Raw genomic sequence first — 15,850 nt, 5'->3', positions numbered from 1 at the left:
GGTAGCGTGACAGGCTCCGTGCCGGGGGCGCCGACTGTCCACACATGTGGACAACCCTGTGGACCACGGATCCGCCCCTCCTGGAACCGAAACGAAACCGCACCACGCCGATGCCCCTCACCGACGCCGACGACATGTGGACGAAGGTGACCTTGTCGTTGCGCTCGCAACTGGCGGAGAGCGTCTGGTTCTCGACGTTCCAGGAGGTGATCCCGCTCGACGTCGACGAGCGCACGTTCCGGCTGATGGCGCCGAGCGCCTACGTCAGAGATCGGATCACGACCCGCTACGTCCCGCTCATCGTCGACGCCCTGGACGAGTCCGGGCTCGGAGCCCGCGAGATCGTGATCGAGGTCGAGAGCAACGACGACCGCCCCGACACGGCCGCAGCGCCCGACACCGCCGTCGAGACGTCCGATCTCGACGACCCGGTGATCGTGCCGACCGACGACGACCACGACAGCCGGCTGCACCTCCTGGAGGCCGCCGGACTCAGCACCGACTACACCTTCGACACCTTCGTGAAGGGCGCGTCGAACCAGTTCGCGCTCGCGGCGGCCCTGCGCGTGGCCGAGACCCCTGCGCGGAGCTACAACCCGCTGTTCATCTACGGATCGGCCGGCCTCGGCAAGACGCACCTGCTGTACGCGATCGGGCACTACGTCCACCAGAACTACCAGCACCACCAGATCCGCTACGTCTCGACCGAGTCGTTCATGAACGAGTACGTCGAGTCGATCCGCCAGAACACGACGAACCTGCTGCGCCAGCGGTACCGCGACATCGACGTCCTGCTGATCGACGACATCCAGTTCATGGCGAGCAAGGAGGGCCTCCAGGAGGAGTTCTTCCATACCTTCAACGCCCTGCACGGTGCGAACAAGCAGATCGTCATCAGCTCCGACCGGATGCCCGACGCGATCCCCACCCTCGAGGAGCGCCTCCGCAGCCGCTTCAAGTGGGGGCTGATCACCGACATCCAACCCCCCGATGTCGAGACCCGGCTGGCGATCCTGCGCAACAAGGCCGAGCGCGAGGGGGTCGAGGTCCCCGGCGACGCGCTCGAGTTCGTCGCCGAGAACGTGGACACCAACATCCGTGAGCTGGAGGGAGCGCTCGTGCGGGTGATGGCCTTCGCGAGCCTGAGCCGGCAACCGATCACGACCGACCTGGTCAAGCGCCAGCTCAGCGATCTCCTGACGGTGAAGAGGCCGAAGGTCCGAACCCCCGAGGAGCTGCTCGACGAGATCGCCGCGATCCTCAAGTTCGACGTCGAGGCGCTCAAGGGCAAGAGCCGCCAGCGTCCGCTCGTCACCGCCCGCCAGGAGGCGATGTACGTCTTCCGCGAGATGACCGACCTCAGCTACCCGGCGATCGCCCGACTGTTCGGGGGCCGCGACCACACCACCGTCATCCACGCGAACGAGAAGATCCAGAAGCTGATGAAGGAACGCAAGCAGGTCTACGACCAGGTCACCGATCTCCTCTCGCAGCTGAAGGCCTGACGGGTGCCTGCTCGACCGCTCGTGCGCGCGGTCACGTGCGGGCGCAGCGAACGTGCGCGCGGGGGACGCGCCGGTGGACGAGCGACTCACGCGCGGTGGACGGGCCGGCGTCGTCCACCGAACGACATCGGCGCGATTCGCCGCCTGGGGATCGACGCCGGTCCCGTGTGGACGCGCGTGCGCACCGTACGCTGCCGCGACGCGGCTTGTCCCCAATCCACAGCCCCTACTACTTACAGTGTCCATGAATCATCCCTCCATGAGGAGAAGTGCCGACCGTGAAGTTCCGTTGTGAGCGAGATGTCCTCGCCGATGCCCTCAACTCGGCCGGGCGTGCCGCGACCAACCGGACCGGGACGCTCCCCGTCCTGTCCGGCGTGCGCCTCCAGGTGGACGGCGACACCCTCACGGTCACCGGGACGGACCTCGAGCTGACGATCCGGCTCACGGTCGAGGTGGGCGGAGATCGCGACGGCGCAGCGGTGGTTCCCGCCCGCCTCGTGGGCGACATCGTCAAGGCGCTGCCCGCCGGAGCCGTCGAGGTCGAGCTCGATCAGGGGGACTCGGGCGAGGTGTCGATCAGCGCGGGCCGCTCCCAGTTCTCGGTGCGACCGATGTCGCTCGAGGACTACCCGGCCCAGACCGAGCCCGCGGGGGAGGCGGTCACCCTCTCGGGCGAGACCATGTCGGACGCGCTGCGCCAGGTCGTGCGAGCTGCGTCGACCGACGACGCGCGCGCCGTGCTGACGGGGGTGCTGCTCGCCTCGGAGGAGGACGGGGTGCGGATGGTGGCGACCGACTCCTACCGCCTCGCCGTGCGCGACCTCCCGGAGTCGTCCGTGCTCGGATCGGGCCAGAAGGTGCTGATCCCCGGCCGGGCGCTCAGCGAGCTGCAGCGGCTGATGGGCGACGAGGAGGAGCTCAGCGTGCGCTTCGGCGAGCGCGACGCGACGTTCAGCGCCGGAGGGACGCGACTCACCACGCGACTCATCGAGGGGGAGTTCCCGAACTACCGCAACCTCTTGCCGTCGAGCTACCCGAACCTGCTCACGGTCGGCAAGGCCGCCATGATCGAGGCCATCCGACGGGTGAAGATCCTGGCCCAGGACTCGACCCCGGTGCGGCTCACGCTCGGCGGCGACACGGTCCAGCTCACCGCGATCACCCAGGACGTCGGCAACGCGACCGAGGAGATCGACGCGAGCTACGACGGCGCCGAGATGACCGTCGCGTTCAACCCCGACTACCTCGCCGCCGGGATCGACGCGATCGACGCCGACGACGTCACCCTCGCGACGATGGACCCGATGAAGCCGGCGGTGCTGCGCGGCGCCGGCGACGACGGGTACCTGTACCTGCTGATGCCGGTGCGCGTCCCCTGACCGGGGTCGTCGCCCGGTCCGCTCCGACGGGTCGCGCCGGCACCGCGCCGGGTGCCGCTCGGTCCCGCTCGACGCCGTGATCGTCTCCCACCTCGAGCTCGTCGACTTCCGCAACTACGCGTCGGCGACGTTCGACCTGACGGCGGGGACCACCGCGGTCATCGGCGACAACGGCCAGGGCAAGACGAACCTGGCCGAGGCGCTCGCCTACCTCGCGACCCTGTCGAGCTTCCGCGGCGCCCCGGGCGACGCGCTGGTCCGCGTCGGTCGCGACCAGGCGATCATCCGCGCCACGGTCGGCCACGACGACGGCCGGGAGTCGCTGATCGAGGCCGAGCTGGTCGCGAACGGGCGCAACCGCGTCCAGGTCAACCGACAGAAGCTGAACCGCGTCCGCGACCTGCTCGGCACGGTGCGGGTGACGGTGTTCTCCCCCGACGACCTGGTCGTGGTGAAGGGGGGCCCGGGGGACCGCCGGCGGTTCCTCGACGACACCCTGGTCGCCCTCGCGACTCGCTACGACTCGGTCCGCCTGGAGATCGACCGGATCGTCAAGCAGCGCAACACCCTGCTCAAGCAGGCGCAGAAGGCGACCGGTGGGGGGCGCTCCGAGCTCCCCGACGACGTGGCCGTCACCCTCGACGTGTGGGACCGGCGGTTCGCGGAGATCGCGGACCAGTTCGGCCACGCGCGTGCCACCCTCGTCGCACGGCTGTCGACGATGGCGCAGCAGGCGCACGCCGAGCTCGCGGGGGAGCGGACCCCGATCGAGCTGCGCTACGAACCGGGGTGGAGGCGCGTCGGGCTGCTCGCCGCGCTCGCCGAGGCGCGCGCCGACGACGTGCGCCGTGGCGTGTCGACCGTGGGACCTCACCGCGACGAGGTGGAGATGTCAATTGGCGGCCTGCCCAGCCGCACCCACGCCTCCCAGGGCGAGCAGCGGACGCTCGCCCTCGCGCTGCGCCTGGCCGGGCACCGCCTCGTGACCGAGCGGACCGGGTCGGCCCCCGTGCTCGTGCTCGACGACGTGCTGTCCGAGCTCGACGACCACCGCGCCACGGCTCTGCTCGCGCACCTGCCCGACGGTCAGGTGGTGATCACCACGGCCGGCGAGCTCCCCGAGGCGGCGCGCACCGACCGGGTGCTGCGCATCGCGAACGGGGCGGTGGTCGACTGACGCGTCGGCGGCGCCCGGTGCTCGGTCCGCTACGTTCGGGCCCGTGAGCGACCCCGTCCCGCTGAGCCGCTCGCTCGACTCGATGATGCGCTCGTTGCGGGGCACCGATCGGATCCAGGTGGCGGGGGTGTTCGGGCGCTGGGACACCGCGGTCGGCCCCCAGATCGCGGACCACGTCCGCCCCATCCGGCTCGACGAGGCGGTGCTGCTGGTCGAGACCGACAGCGCGACCTGGGCGACCCAGGTCCGGTTCCTCGCCGGGTCGATCATCGAGCGGTTGCGCGAGGAGGCCGGGGTCGAGATCGACCGCATCGAGGTGCGCGTCGCGTCGCGCCGCCGTCGCTGAGGCGAGTCGCGCCGACCGTTCGGGGGTGCTCGTGCGAGCTGGGGCGGTGCGATACCGTCGGCGCACGTCCACAGCGAGGGAGCAGGTATGACGAACACAGGTGGGACGCCCGAAGGCTGGTACCACGCGCCGGGTGATCCGGACGGGACGCAGCGGTACTGGGACGGATCCCGGTGGGTGGGTGAGCCGCAGATGTCGGCGCCGTCGACGCCGCCGCCCCCGCCCCCGCCGAGCGGGTCGTCGAGCGCGCCCCCGCCGCCGCCGTCGGGGTCGTCGAGCCCGCCCCCGGGCTACGTCGCGTACGGCCAGGGCAGCGGTCAGCCGACGAACCTGGCGTCGCCGGGGCAGCGCATCGGAGCACGGGTCATCGACTGGATCCTGTGGTTGATCGTGTCGATCGTGTTCGCGGTGGTGTTCGGAGCGGGTGCCATCGCGACCGGTGACTCCGACGACATCTCGTTCGCGGCGAGCGCCGCTGCCGGACTGCTCGCCGGGGTGATCGTCGTCGCCTACGAGGTGCTCATGGTGTCGTCCCGCCAGGCGACCCTGGGGAAGATGGCGCTCAACCTGAAGGTCGTGAACGAGGACGGGTCGGCCCCCGACGTGACGGTGGCGCTGAAGCGGATGAGCGTGTACATCGCGTCGGTCCTGCTCGGCCTGATCCCCCTGCTCGGTGTGCTCGCGTCGCTCGCGGCCGTGGTGGTCGGCGTCGTGTCGCTGGTGTTCCTGTTCACCGACGACCGGAACCAGGCGGTGTGGGACAAGATCGCGGACACCCTGGTCGTCAAGGACTGACGGGTCGGGTCGAGGAGGTCCGCGTGACGGTGGTGCAGCGATGAGCGACGGGGCGACGACGCCGGCCGGGTGGTACCACGCCCAGGGCGATGCGGACGGGACCGAGCGGTACTGGGACGGCGAGCGGTGGGTGGGCGAGCCGCGCCCCGCCCCGTCCTCGGCCTCGGTCACGTCCCCCACGTCGCCGGGCCGGGGGTTCGCCCCGCCCGACGCCTCGACCGCCGCGACACCGGGCGGCACCGGTGGCGGGTGGACGTCGGGACGAGGCGCCGGCGTGCAGCCGTCGCACCGATCGCCGGTCGCGGGCCGGGTGCCGGCGTCGTGGGGCCAGCGTGCGATCGCCTACCTGCTCGACGTGGCCGCGGTGCTCGTCCTCGCGATCGTCGGCGCGATCGTGGCTGCCGTCGGGTTCGCGATCAGCGACGTGCTGGGGGCGGTCCTGGCGGTGGTGCTGTACCTCGCGGTGTTCGCGTTCCAGATCTGGAACCTGTTCGTGCGCCAGGGCCGCACCGGCCGCTCGCTCGGCAAGGAACAGCGCGGGATCGAGCTGGTGAAGGACGACACCGGTGGACCGGTCGGCGGCGGGATGGCCTTCGTCCGGTACCTCGTCGCGGGCCTGCTGTCGAGCGTGACCTGCGGCGTCTACGGGATCGTCGACGTGCTGTGGCCGCTGTGGGACGACGACCGCAAGCGGCTCACGGACAAGATCCTGAAGATGAGCGTCGTCGAGTCCGACCCGTCGCGCTGACCCGTCGATCGCACCGTCGCGTGCACGGTCGCTCGGGCTCGGCGAGGGCCCGTGGGGCCGCGATCGGCTCACGGGGGACGGCCCGCGGGCCTCGGCGCGACCCGGGTCCCTCCCCATCTCGGGGGGACCCCGCTGGTAGGCTGGAGCGAGACGACGACGGGGGCGAGCGTCGGCCTGACCGGTCCGACGAGCCCGTCCTCGCGACGTCGATTGCGCCCTCGCGTGGCGCCCTCCGCACACCACCCCCCGCCTCCGCACGAGGCGGTCGACGCAAGAAGGTACGAGTGTCCACAGACACCAACACGGCCGTGACGTCCGACGACACCACCGAGGCGATCCCGCGCCCCAGCGATGCGGAGCTGTCCGCGAACGGGGTGCCCGACGCCGTCACCAACGGCCTCCCGCAGACGGCGCAGGAGGCGCGCGACGACGAGGAGGCCCCGCGCACTCCGCGCAGGAAGGTGACCGCCAGCTCGCGCACCACCGCCGAGTACGACGCCGCCGCGATCCAGGTCCTGGAGGGTCTCGACCCGGTCCGCAAGCGGCCGGGCATGTACATCGGCTCCACCGGTCTGGCGGGCCTGCACCACCTGATCTGGGAGGTCGTCGACAACTCGGTCGACGAGGCGATGGCGGGCCACTGCGATCGCATCACGGTGACCCTCCTCGCCGACGGCGGGTGCCGGGTCGACGACAACGGGCGCGGCATCCCGGTCGACCCGTTCACCAGCGGCGAGCACAAGGGCAAGTCCGCCGCCGAGGTCGTGCTGACGGTCCTCCACGCCGGCGGCAAGTTCGGCGGTGACGGCTACAAGGTCTCCGGCGGCCTCCACGGGGTCGGCGTCTCGGTCGTCAACGCGCTGTCGTCACGCCTCGAGATCCAGGTCGACCGCAAGGGCGAACGCCACGAGCAGGTCTACGAGCGGGGCGGCAAGCCGACCGGCGAGATGCGCGTGGTCGGCGAGACCCCCGGGCGCGGGCGCACCACCGGCACCTCGATCACCTTCTACCCGGACCCGACGATCTTCGCCGCCGAGGGCGTCGAGTTCGTCGCACGCACCGTGCTCGAGCGCCTGCAGACGATGGCGTTCCTCAACAAGGGCCTCACGATCGTCTTCCGCGACGAGCGACCCGAGCGCGAGCAGGAGATCACGTACCAGTACAAGGGCGGCCTGGTCGACTTCGTCAAGCACCTCAACGCGTCGAAGGAGCCGCTGTTCTCGAAGGTCTGCGACTTCGAGGACGAAGACGACGACGGCCAGATCCTCGACATCGCGATGCAGTGGAACACCGGGTACCACGAGGGCATCCACGGCTACGCGAACGGCATCTCGACGATCGAGGGCGGGATGCACGTCGAGGGGTTCCGCACCGCGCTGACCAACGCGGTGAACCGCTACGCGAAGGAGAAGAACCTCCTCAAGGACAAGGATCCCAACCTCACCGGTGACGACGTGCGCGAGGGTCTCACGGCGATCGTCTCGGTCAAGTTGCGCGAGCCCCAGTTCGAAGGCCAGACGAAGGCCAAGCTCGGCAACGTCCCGATGCGGTCCTTCGTGATGAAGGCCACCTACGAGGCGCTCGGCGAGTGGCTGCAGGAGAACCCGACCGAAGCGAACAAGCTGGTCAAGAAGGGCATCGCCGCCGCCCAGGCCCGCGCCGCGGCGAAGAGCGCCCGCAACGCGATCCGCCGCAAGACGGCGCTCTCGGGTGCCGGCATGCCCGACAAGCTGAAGGACTGCCAGTCGAAGGACGCCGGCGAGTCCGAGCTGTTCATCGTGGAGGGCGACTCGGCGGGCGGCACCGCGGTCGACGCCCGCCGCCCCTACAGCCAGGCGATCCTTCCGATCCGCGGCAAGATCCTGAACGTCGAGCGAGCGCGCGTCGACAAGATGCTGAAGAACAACGAGATCCAGGCGTTGATCACGGCGATCGGCGCCGGCGTCGGCGAGGAGTTCGACGTCGCCAAGTGCCGGTACCACAAGGTCATCGCGCTCGCGGACGCCGACGTCGACGGCAGCCACATCCGGACCCTGCTGCTCACCTTCTTCTTCCGCCAGATGCGCGAGATGGTCGAGGCCGGCTTCGTGTACATCGCGCAGCCGCCGCTGTACTCGACCGAGATCGGCAAGGAGAAGGTGTACCTCAAGGACGACGTGGCCAAGGCGGCGTTCCTGCAGGAGCGCCCGAACCACAAGAAGAACTTCGCCCGCCTCAAGGGCCTCGGCGAGATGGACTGGCAGGAGCTCCGGGCGACCACCATGGACCCCGCGACGCGCACCCTGCTGCAGGTCAACGTCGACGAGGCCGCCCGCGCCGACGAGGTCATGTCGGTGCTGATGGGCGACGACGTCGGTACGCGCCGCGAGTTCATCACCACCAACGCCCGCGACGTCCAGAACCTGGACTTCTAGTCGTCGTCACTCGGTCGTTCGCTCGTGCCCCGCTCCCTGCCTCCGTTCCTCGGACCTCGTCCGGCCGCCTTCGGCGGACCCACCACCACCACCATCGCCTCGCAGCAACCTGCTCGTGCTCGGGTGTCGGCGCACGGGCCGACGCTCGCTGCGCTCGCGCTCGACTCGTTCGATAGGACACCTCGCACATGACTGACACGACCGACACGACGGGTGACGACGGGGGGCCGGACGATCCGATCCAGCCGATCCCGCTCTCGGACGAGATGGAGTCGAGCTTCCTCGAGTACGCGATGTCGGTCATCATGTCGCGGGCGCTCCCCGACGTGCGCGACGGCCTCAAGCCGGTCCACCGCCGGATCATCTGGGACATGGAGGAGCAGGGGTTCCGCCCCGATCGCGCCCACGTCAAGTGCGCCCGCGTCTCGGGCGACACGATGGCGCGCTTCCACCCCCACGGTGACTCCGCGATCTACGCGGCCCTCGTGCGCATGGCCCAGCCGTTCTCGCTGCGCCACCCGCTGATCGACTTCCACGGCAACTACGGCAGCCCCGACTTCGGGCCCGCCGCATCGCGCTACACCGAGTGCCGCCTCCACCCGCTCGCGATGCAGCTCCTCGCCGACATCGACGAGGACACCGTCGACATGATCCCGAACTACGACGGGACGACGGAGGAACCCCTCGTCCTGCCGTCGCGGTTCCCCAACCTGCTGGTCAACGGGAGCCAGGGGATCGCGGTCGGCATGGCGACCAACATCCCGCCGCACAACCTCGGCGAGGTCATCGACGCCGTCGTCCACCTGATCGACCACCCCGAGCTCGTCGACGACCGCGAGGCCGGGGTGGTGGCGATGATGGAGCACGTCACCGGTCCCGACTTCCCGACCGGGGCGCACATCCTCGGCCGCTCCGGGATCATCGAGGCGTACCGCACCGGGCGCGGCTCGGTGAAGATGCGCGCCAAGGCCGAGGTGCGCGAGGCGCGCAACGGTCGCTTCGAGATCGTCGTCACCGAGATCCCGTACCAGACGAGTTGCTCGTCGATCGCCGCGCGCATCCAGCAGCTCGTCGACGCCGGCGACATCGTCGGCATCTCCGACGTCAACGACGACTCCTCGGGCGGCGACACCAGCCTGATCGTGTCGCTCAAGCGCGACGGGAACCCGAACGTCATCTTGAACCAGCTGTTCAAGCTCACCCAGCTGCAGTCGACGTTCTCGATCAACATGGTCGCCCTCGTCGACGGAGTGCCGCGCCAGGTCAACCTGCTCGACGCGCTCGTGGCGTACCTGCGCCACCAGCGCGACGTGATCACGCGGCGCAGCGAGTTCCGCCTCGCCAAGGCCGAGCGGCGCGCCCACATCCTCGAGGGGCGCATCAAGGCGCTGAACGTGATCGACGAGATCATCGCGCTGATCCGTGCGAGCGACGACGTCGCCGCAGCGCGCACGGGCCTGATGGCCGAGCCCTTCGAGTTCACCGAGGTCCAGGCGAACGACATCCTCGACATGCAGCTCCGCCAGCTCACGCGCCTGTCGCGGATCGACCTCGAGTCCGAGCTCGAGGACACCCGGACCACGATCGAGGACCTCCAGGACATCCTCGCGAACCCCGGTCGCCTCGACGGCGTCATCAAGGACGAGATCACGGCGATCCGCGAGGAGTTCGCGACCCCGCGCGTCTGCGAGATCACCTACGACGACGGCGAGATGTCGATCGAGGACCTCACCGACGACAAGGAGCTCGTCATCGTGATGACGCAGGCGCAGTACGTCAAGGCCGTGCCCGCCTCGTCGTTCAAGACCCAGCAGCGCGGCGGGCGCGGCGTGTCCGGCGGGAAGATGAAGGCCGAGGACATCGTCCGCCACGTCATCTTCACCACCGCCCACGCCCACCTGCTCTTCTTCTCCGACCGCGGCAAGGTGTACCGCCTCCGGGCCCTCGACATCCCCGAGCGCGAGCGCACCGCGAAGGGGATGCCGATCGTCAACCTGCTCCCGCTGCAGGCCGACGAGAAGATCCAGGCGATCATCGACACCCGCGAGTTCGCGGGCGACCGCTACCTGTTCTTCGCCACCGAGCAGGGCACCGTGAAGAAGACGACCTTCGACGCGTACGACTCCTCGCGACGCGACGGCCTCATCGCGATCAACCTGCGCGACGAGGACCGGCTGGTGAAGGTGATCGAGACGACGGGCGACGACGACATCTTCATGGTCAGCCGCAAGGGGATGACGATCCGCTTCAGCGAGGACGACGTGCGTGCGATGGGTCGCACCGCCGGCGGGGTGCGCGGCATGAAGCTGAGGAGCGGCGACGACGCCGTCGTCTCCGTCGACGTCGCTCGCGACGACACCGCGATCCTGCTGATGACCGAGGCCGGCTACGGCAAGCGCACCCAGCTCGACCGCTTCAACGTCCAGGGTCGCGGCGGCCAGGGCGTCAAGGGGATCAAGCTCACCGGCCGCAAGGGCGAGGTGGTGGACGCGTTCATGGTCGGACTCGACGACGAGATCGTCGCCGTGTCGAACAACGGCATCACGATCCGCATGGGGGTGCGCGAGATCTCCTCGCAGGGTCGCGACGCGACCGGTGTGCGGATCATGAACATCGACGACGGCGACCGCGTCGGATCCGTCGCCCCCATCCTCGCCACCGACGCCGACTGAGCGCCCGGGCCCCCTCGACGCCCCACGCGGGAGCGTCCCGCCGGGTCGACGACCTCGTCGACCCGGCCCGTCGGCGCCCCCGCGCCCTCGGCGGCGACCGCCGCACCCGGCGACCCAGCGAGGTGGAGCCATGCCCCGATCGACCACGACCGCGCGACCCACGGTCCGCGCATCGGCGACCGCTGCACGCGCCGCGCCGACCCCGGCGAGGGGGCGGCCTGCGCCGCCCCGACCCGCCCGCCGACGGCCGCGGTCACCCGCGTCGGGGGAGCGCGACGCGGCGGTTCCGGTCGGCCTCCACGAACGGCCCGCCGCCGGCGGCTCGCGCCGCGGAGACGGAGGGCAGAGCGCCGTGCTGCTCACCGTCGTGGCGACCGCGCTCGCCGTCGCGATGATCCTGGCCGCCGGAGTCGCAGGCCGCACTCTGGCCGATCGCGCTCGGGCGCGGACCGCCGCCGACGCCGCCGCTCTCGCCGCCCTCGGCGGCGGACGTCCGGCTGCGGCCGAGACCGCGTCCGCCAACGGCGCGACGGTCGTCGGGTACGAACGGGACCTGCGTGCGACGGGGGCCACGGTGACCCTCACCGTGCGGATCGGCGCTGCCACCGCCACGGCCCGCGCCACCGACGACTTCTCGACGAGCGGTGGCGGGCCGACGATCGGTGACCCCTGACCGAGGACCCGGCGACGGGAGGCCGCCTCGTCGGAGCACACGGGTCGACCGTCGCAGCGACGTGCCGGGCGGCGCTCCGCGCGAGCGCTCGAGGACGTCGAGGTGAGGTGTGGCGGGCCGGAGCCGCACGCAGCCTCTACAATCGGTAGGGTGAGCAAGACGGAGCGCGACCTGGCCGCCTCGGAGTCGGCCGGCGCGCTCGACGACATGTTCGACGACACCTCGGTCGACGACGCGCATCGCGACGCGATGGCCGGCGCCGAGCTCGACCTCGACCGGCGGTCCCGCTCCGGCGGCGAGCCGTCCCCGCGGGCCTCGCGCCGCTCGAACCCGACGCCCGACCACGTGGCCGCAGACGCCGAGGCCGACGTCGTCGGCCCACGCGACGGTGGGCCGGACGCTGCGCGGAGCGGCTCCGCGGACGCGCCGACCCGCGAGAGCTCGTCGTCCGGGACCGAGTCGTCCGGGGCCGAGTCGTCCGGGGCTGCGTCGTCCGACATCGACCGGGGCTCGGCGATCGACGACGTCGTGGCGGTCGATCACCACGAGTCGCCCGTCGAGCGTCGTGGTCGTGGTCGTCGGGGCGACGACCGACCTCCCGTCGATCGTGACGGCCTGCACGGCGACGAGGTCGTCGGGCGTGACGATCGGACCGACGACGAGGACCCCGTCCCCGACGAGATCCTCGAGGAGCTGCGACGGGCCGACATCGACGGCCCGGTCGTGGCGCACGCCCCGCAGGACGAGACCACCTCGGCGCGACGTCGTCCTCGACGGTCGGTCGACTACGACCCGGCCCCCGTCCCGATCCCGGCGAAGGTCCCGCGCGTGCTGGGACGGCGACCTCGGGTGCGGCGGGTCACGCGGGTGGTGCGCAGCGTCGACCCCTGGAGCGTGTTCAAGATCGCCATCGTCGCCCACCTCGTGCTGTACGTCGTCGTGCTCACCGCCTCGGTCCTGCTGTGGAACGTCGCGAACGCGACGGGCACGGTGCAGAACGTCGAGCGGTTCTTCGAATCCTTCGGCTGGAACACCTTCGAGTTCGACGGCGGTGAGATCTACCACGCCGGTTGGATCGCCGGGCTGTTCGTGGTCATCGGGTTGACGGGCCTCGCCGTGCTCGCGGCGACCGTGTTCAACCTCATCACCGACCTCGTCGGCGGGGTCCGCTTCACCGTGCTCGAGGAGGAGGTCGTCGAGACGCGCTCGTCGCCGATGCGTCGCTTCGTCGTCCGTCGTCCGGAGCCCGAGGTGCCGGCCGTCCTCGACGACGGATCCGGGCCGCTCGTGCGCGAAGCGGTGGTCGACGACACCGGTGCGAACGAACGGCCCACCCGATAGCGTCCCGGACCTGTCGGGGCTATAGCTCAGTCGGTTAGAGCGCATCGCTGATAACGATGAGGTCCCTGGTTCGATTCCAGGTAGCCCCACCATCCGACACCGCCGAGGCCCCGCATGAAGATCGTTCGACGGCTCGTGACCGCGCTGATCGCCACCGTGCTCACCGCAGCGGCGGTCCGGCTCCGAGGCTCGGGAGGGACCCCGCCCCAGCACGGGGGGTGGCGCCCGCTCGAGGTCCCCGACCCGTGATGTCCGATGACCAGGCGTCGTGCGTCGTGGTCGGCGGGGGAGGCGTCGTCGGTCGGCGGGTGGTGCAGCGCCTGAGAGCGACCCTCGGTGAGGCCCGCGTCCGAGCGTTCGACACCCGCCTCGACGACCTCGCCACGAGCCCGCGCCTCGATCGCGCCGTGGTCGCCGTGCTCGCCCACCCCGTTCCGCACCACCGCGATGCGCTGACCCTGCTCGATCGCGGCATCAGCGTGGTGTCGGTCAGCGACATGATCGACGACGTCGCGCTCCTCCTCGGGGAGCACCGCCGAGCCGAGTTCGACGCGTCCACCCTCGTCGTCGGTGCGGGGATGTCGTCCGGCTTGACCGCGCTGCTCGCACGGCACCTCGCGGACTCCATGGCCACCGTCGACGAGATCCACATCTCGATCCACGGCACCGCCGGACCCGCCTGCGCCCGACAGCACCACCGAGCGCTGTCGGGTCGCGCCGCCTTCGTGCACGACTCGGGGTTCGACTCCGCTCGAGCCGGAGGGGGTCGCGAGCTCTGCTGGTTCCCCGAGCCCGTCGGGGCCTACGACTGCTACCGCGCCGAGATCCCCTCCGCCTTGGTCCTGCACCACGTGTTCCCGGAGGCCACGCGCATCTCGGCGCGCATGTCGGCGAACCGCCGCGACCGGTTGACGTCGCGGCTCCCGATGCTGACCCCGCCGCACCGCGAGGGAGGGGTGGGAGCCGTGCGCGTCGAGGTGCGTGGCACCGATCACGACGGCGGGCGATGGACCCAGATCTCGGGGATGGCCGAGATGGTGGGTACGGCGGCCGCGGCGTGCGCGAGCGCCTACGCTGAGCGGATCGTGCGCGGCACCTCCCCCCGCGGCCTCGTCGTGCCCGGCGACCGTGAGGACGACACCGGGTCGCTGCTTCGAGCGGTGGAGCGCTTCGGTGTCCGCCTCCAAGAGTTCACAGGAGTCCCCAGTGTCTGAACCCCGCACCCGTCCGACGGCCCCGCAGGCGGAGACCTCCACCCCGCCGCCGCCCGCGGTCGGTCGACGTCCGACGTCCCCGCTGCTCAGCCCGACGAGCCCCGTCGTCGCCGCCGACGGCACCCTCGACTCCCCCGGCTCGTCGAACGTCGAGTGGCCGGCACCGCACCCGGAGACCGCCGATGCCCCGCGGCCGGCCCCGGGCGCCCCGCCACCCTGGCTGCCTCCGGGCCGCATCGTCCCCGTCGCGGGACGAGGCGAGTTCTTCGTGCGCCACCACGTCCACCCCGATGCCGACGCACCGACCGTGCTGCTGCTGCACGGGTGGACGGCATCGGCGGATCTGCAGTTCATCGCCGCGTACCGCGCGCTCGCCGAGTCGTACTCGTTCGTCGCGATCGATCACCGAGGCCACGGGCGCGGGCTGCGCACCCTGACCGAGTTCGCGCTCGAGGACGCCGCCGACGACGCGGCCGCCGTCGTGCGCGCGCTCGGCATCGACTCGGTGATCGCGGTCGGCTACTCGATGGGCGGTCCGATCTCGATGTTCCTCGCCCGCCGCCACCCCGACCTGGTCGCTGGCCTCGTCGAGCAGGCGACCGCCCTCGAGTGGCGCGCCACGTTGCGCGAGCGACTCGTGTGGCGCCTGCTCCCCTTCGTCGGGTTCGCGCTGCGGTCGTGGACGCAGCCCAAGGCGCTGCGCGTGGCGGTCGAGCGGATGATCACCGATTCCTCCGAGCTCGCCCCGTACCGGGCCTGGTTCATCGCCGAGACGATGCGCAACGACGCGGCGTCGATGGTCGAGGCGGGGCGGGCGCTCAGCCTCTACGACGCCCGCGACTGGGCTCGCGAGCTGGGCGTCCCCGCCGGGAGCCTCGTCGCGACGGAGGACCGCCTCGTGCGGCCGAAGAAGCAGCGACAGCTGGCGACCGCCCTCGACGCGATCGTCGTCGAGGTCGAGATGGACCACCTGGGGTCGATCGAGCGTCCCGATCAGTTCGCGTCGGCGACCGTGGAGCTGGTCGACGCGGTCGCGTCGGCTCGCTCGACCCCCGCCGGGGCGAGCGCCTCGCCGAGCGACTCGACCTGACGGCCGAGCGACTCGACGACGTCGGTCAGGCGGACCAGCCGCTCGTCGAAGTCCTCCCCGGTCACCATGTCCGACAGCGAGACGCGCACGCTCGCGATCTCGCGGGCCAGGAACTCGGTGTCGGACTGGGTCCGCTCGGCGACCTCGCGGTCGATCTCGGCGACGACGCGGTCACGCCGCTCCTGGCGCGACTGCGCGAGCAGGATCAACGGCGCCGCGTAGGCGGCCTGGATCGACAGCACCAGCGTCAGCAGGGTGAACCCGCGCGACCACGGGTCGAACACGAGGGCGTCGGGGGCGAGGGAGTTGTGCAGGATCCAGACGGAGATGAACACCGTCTGGTACACGAGGAACCGGGCGGTCCCGATGAAGCTCGCGATCGACTCGGCGAAGGAGCCGAACGCGTCGGAGTCGACCTGGACGCCGAAGCGCCGGATCGCGCGCGGCGCGGTCAGGTCCTGCTGGCGCTTCACCGTCGCCTCCCGGTCGCGAG

General features: G+C 71.1%; 14 protein-coding genes and 1 tRNA gene. 14 read left to right on the top strand and 1 reads right to left on the bottom strand.

The window, feature by feature from the left end; all coding sequences use genetic code 11:
* Window positions 1–110: 110 nt before the first annotated feature.
* From dnaA to ACOOHC_RS00390, 14 genes are all read left to right on the top strand, one after another.
* Window positions 111–1,505, top strand: coding sequence for a chromosomal replication initiator protein DnaA (dnaA, locus tag ACOOHC_RS00455; RefSeq protein ID WP_420452046.1), 1,395 nt, complete (start codon window positions 111–113; stop codon window positions 1,503–1,505).
* A gap of 278 nt (window positions 1,506–1,783) precedes the next feature.
* Window positions 1,784–2,887: a DNA polymerase III subunit beta gene (gene dnaN / locus ACOOHC_RS00450; RefSeq protein ID WP_420452045.1), complete on the top strand. Its 1,104-nt coding sequence runs from the start codon at window positions 1,784–1,786 to the stop codon at window positions 2,885–2,887.
* Between the two features lie 76 nt (window positions 2,888–2,963).
* Entirely contained in the window at window positions 2,964–4,064 is a 1,101-nt protein-coding gene (gene recF, locus ACOOHC_RS00445) for a DNA replication/repair protein RecF (RefSeq protein ID WP_420452044.1), read from the top strand.
* Between the two features lie 43 nt (window positions 4,065–4,107).
* Window positions 4,108–4,410, top strand: a complete 303-nt coding sequence (locus ACOOHC_RS00440) for a DciA family protein (protein WP_420452043.1) — start codon at window positions 4,108–4,110, stop codon at window positions 4,408–4,410.
* A gap of 87 nt (window positions 4,411–4,497) precedes the next feature.
* Window positions 4,498–5,205 carry an RDD family protein gene (locus ACOOHC_RS00435; protein WP_420452042.1) on the top strand — a complete coding sequence of 236 codons (708 nt, stop codon included), beginning with the start codon at window positions 4,498–4,500 and terminating at the stop codon, window positions 5,203–5,205.
* 40 nt (window positions 5,206–5,245) lie between these two features.
* A complete protein-coding gene (locus tag ACOOHC_RS00430) occupies window positions 5,246–5,953 on the top strand; it encodes an RDD family protein (protein WP_420452041.1) in 708 nt (235 codons plus the stop codon).
* Window positions 5,954–6,414: 461 nt separating this feature from the next.
* Entirely contained in the window at window positions 6,415–8,367 is a 1,953-nt protein-coding gene (locus ACOOHC_RS00425; RefSeq protein WP_420453834.1) for a DNA gyrase/topoisomerase IV subunit B, read from the top strand.
* 188 nt (window positions 8,368–8,555) lie between these two features.
* Window positions 8,556–11,039 (top strand): DNA gyrase subunit A, encoded by a 2,484-nt coding sequence (gyrA, locus tag ACOOHC_RS00420; RefSeq protein ID WP_420452040.1) that lies wholly within the window; start codon window positions 8,556–8,558, stop codon window positions 11,037–11,039.
* Window positions 11,040–11,391: 352 nt separating this feature from the next.
* Complete coding sequence (locus ACOOHC_RS00415) at window positions 11,392–11,712, top strand: hypothetical protein (RefSeq protein ID WP_420452039.1); 321 nt, start codon at window positions 11,392–11,394, stop codon at window positions 11,710–11,712.
* Between the two features lie 102 nt (window positions 11,713–11,814).
* Window positions 11,815–13,053 (top strand): DUF3566 domain-containing protein, encoded by a 1,239-nt coding sequence (locus ACOOHC_RS00410; RefSeq protein WP_420452038.1) that lies wholly within the window; start codon window positions 11,815–11,817, stop codon window positions 13,051–13,053.
* A 15-nt stretch (window positions 13,054–13,068) separates the two neighbouring features.
* Window positions 13,069–13,145, top strand: a tRNA-Ile gene (locus tag ACOOHC_RS00405).
* A gap of 22 nt (window positions 13,146–13,167) precedes the next feature.
* Window positions 13,168–13,302, top strand: coding sequence for a hypothetical protein (locus tag ACOOHC_RS00400; protein WP_420452037.1), 135 nt, complete (start codon window positions 13,168–13,170; stop codon window positions 13,300–13,302).
* The gene (locus ACOOHC_RS00395; RefSeq protein WP_420452036.1) at window positions 13,299–14,267 is read left to right on the top strand and encodes a hypothetical protein; all 969 of its coding nucleotides are present in this window, start codon (window positions 13,299–13,301) and stop codon (window positions 14,265–14,267) included. Before ACOOHC_RS00400 ends, ACOOHC_RS00395 begins: the two co-directional genes overlap by 4 nt.
* Window positions 14,260–15,357 carry an alpha/beta fold hydrolase gene (locus ACOOHC_RS00390; RefSeq protein WP_420452035.1) on the top strand — a complete coding sequence of 366 codons (1,098 nt, stop codon included), beginning with the start codon at window positions 14,260–14,262 and terminating at the stop codon, window positions 15,355–15,357. The genes ACOOHC_RS00395 and ACOOHC_RS00390 overlap by 8 nt, the downstream gene beginning before the upstream one ends.
* On the opposite strand, the gene ACOOHC_RS00385 is transcribed toward ACOOHC_RS00390, so the two are convergent.
* Window positions 15,261–15,830, bottom strand: coding sequence for a DUF1003 domain-containing protein (locus ACOOHC_RS00385; RefSeq protein ID WP_420452034.1), 570 nt, complete (start codon window positions 15,828–15,830; stop codon window positions 15,261–15,263). The genes ACOOHC_RS00390 and ACOOHC_RS00385 overlap by 97 nt on opposite strands.
* Window positions 15,831–15,850 lie beyond the last annotated feature (20 nt).

It is taken from the genome of Ilumatobacter sp. (assembly GCF_965215205.1).
Lineage (GTDB): Bacteria > Actinomycetota > Acidimicrobiia > Acidimicrobiales > Ilumatobacteraceae > Ilumatobacter_A.
This window is presented reverse-complemented; position numbering and strand designations above follow the sequence as displayed.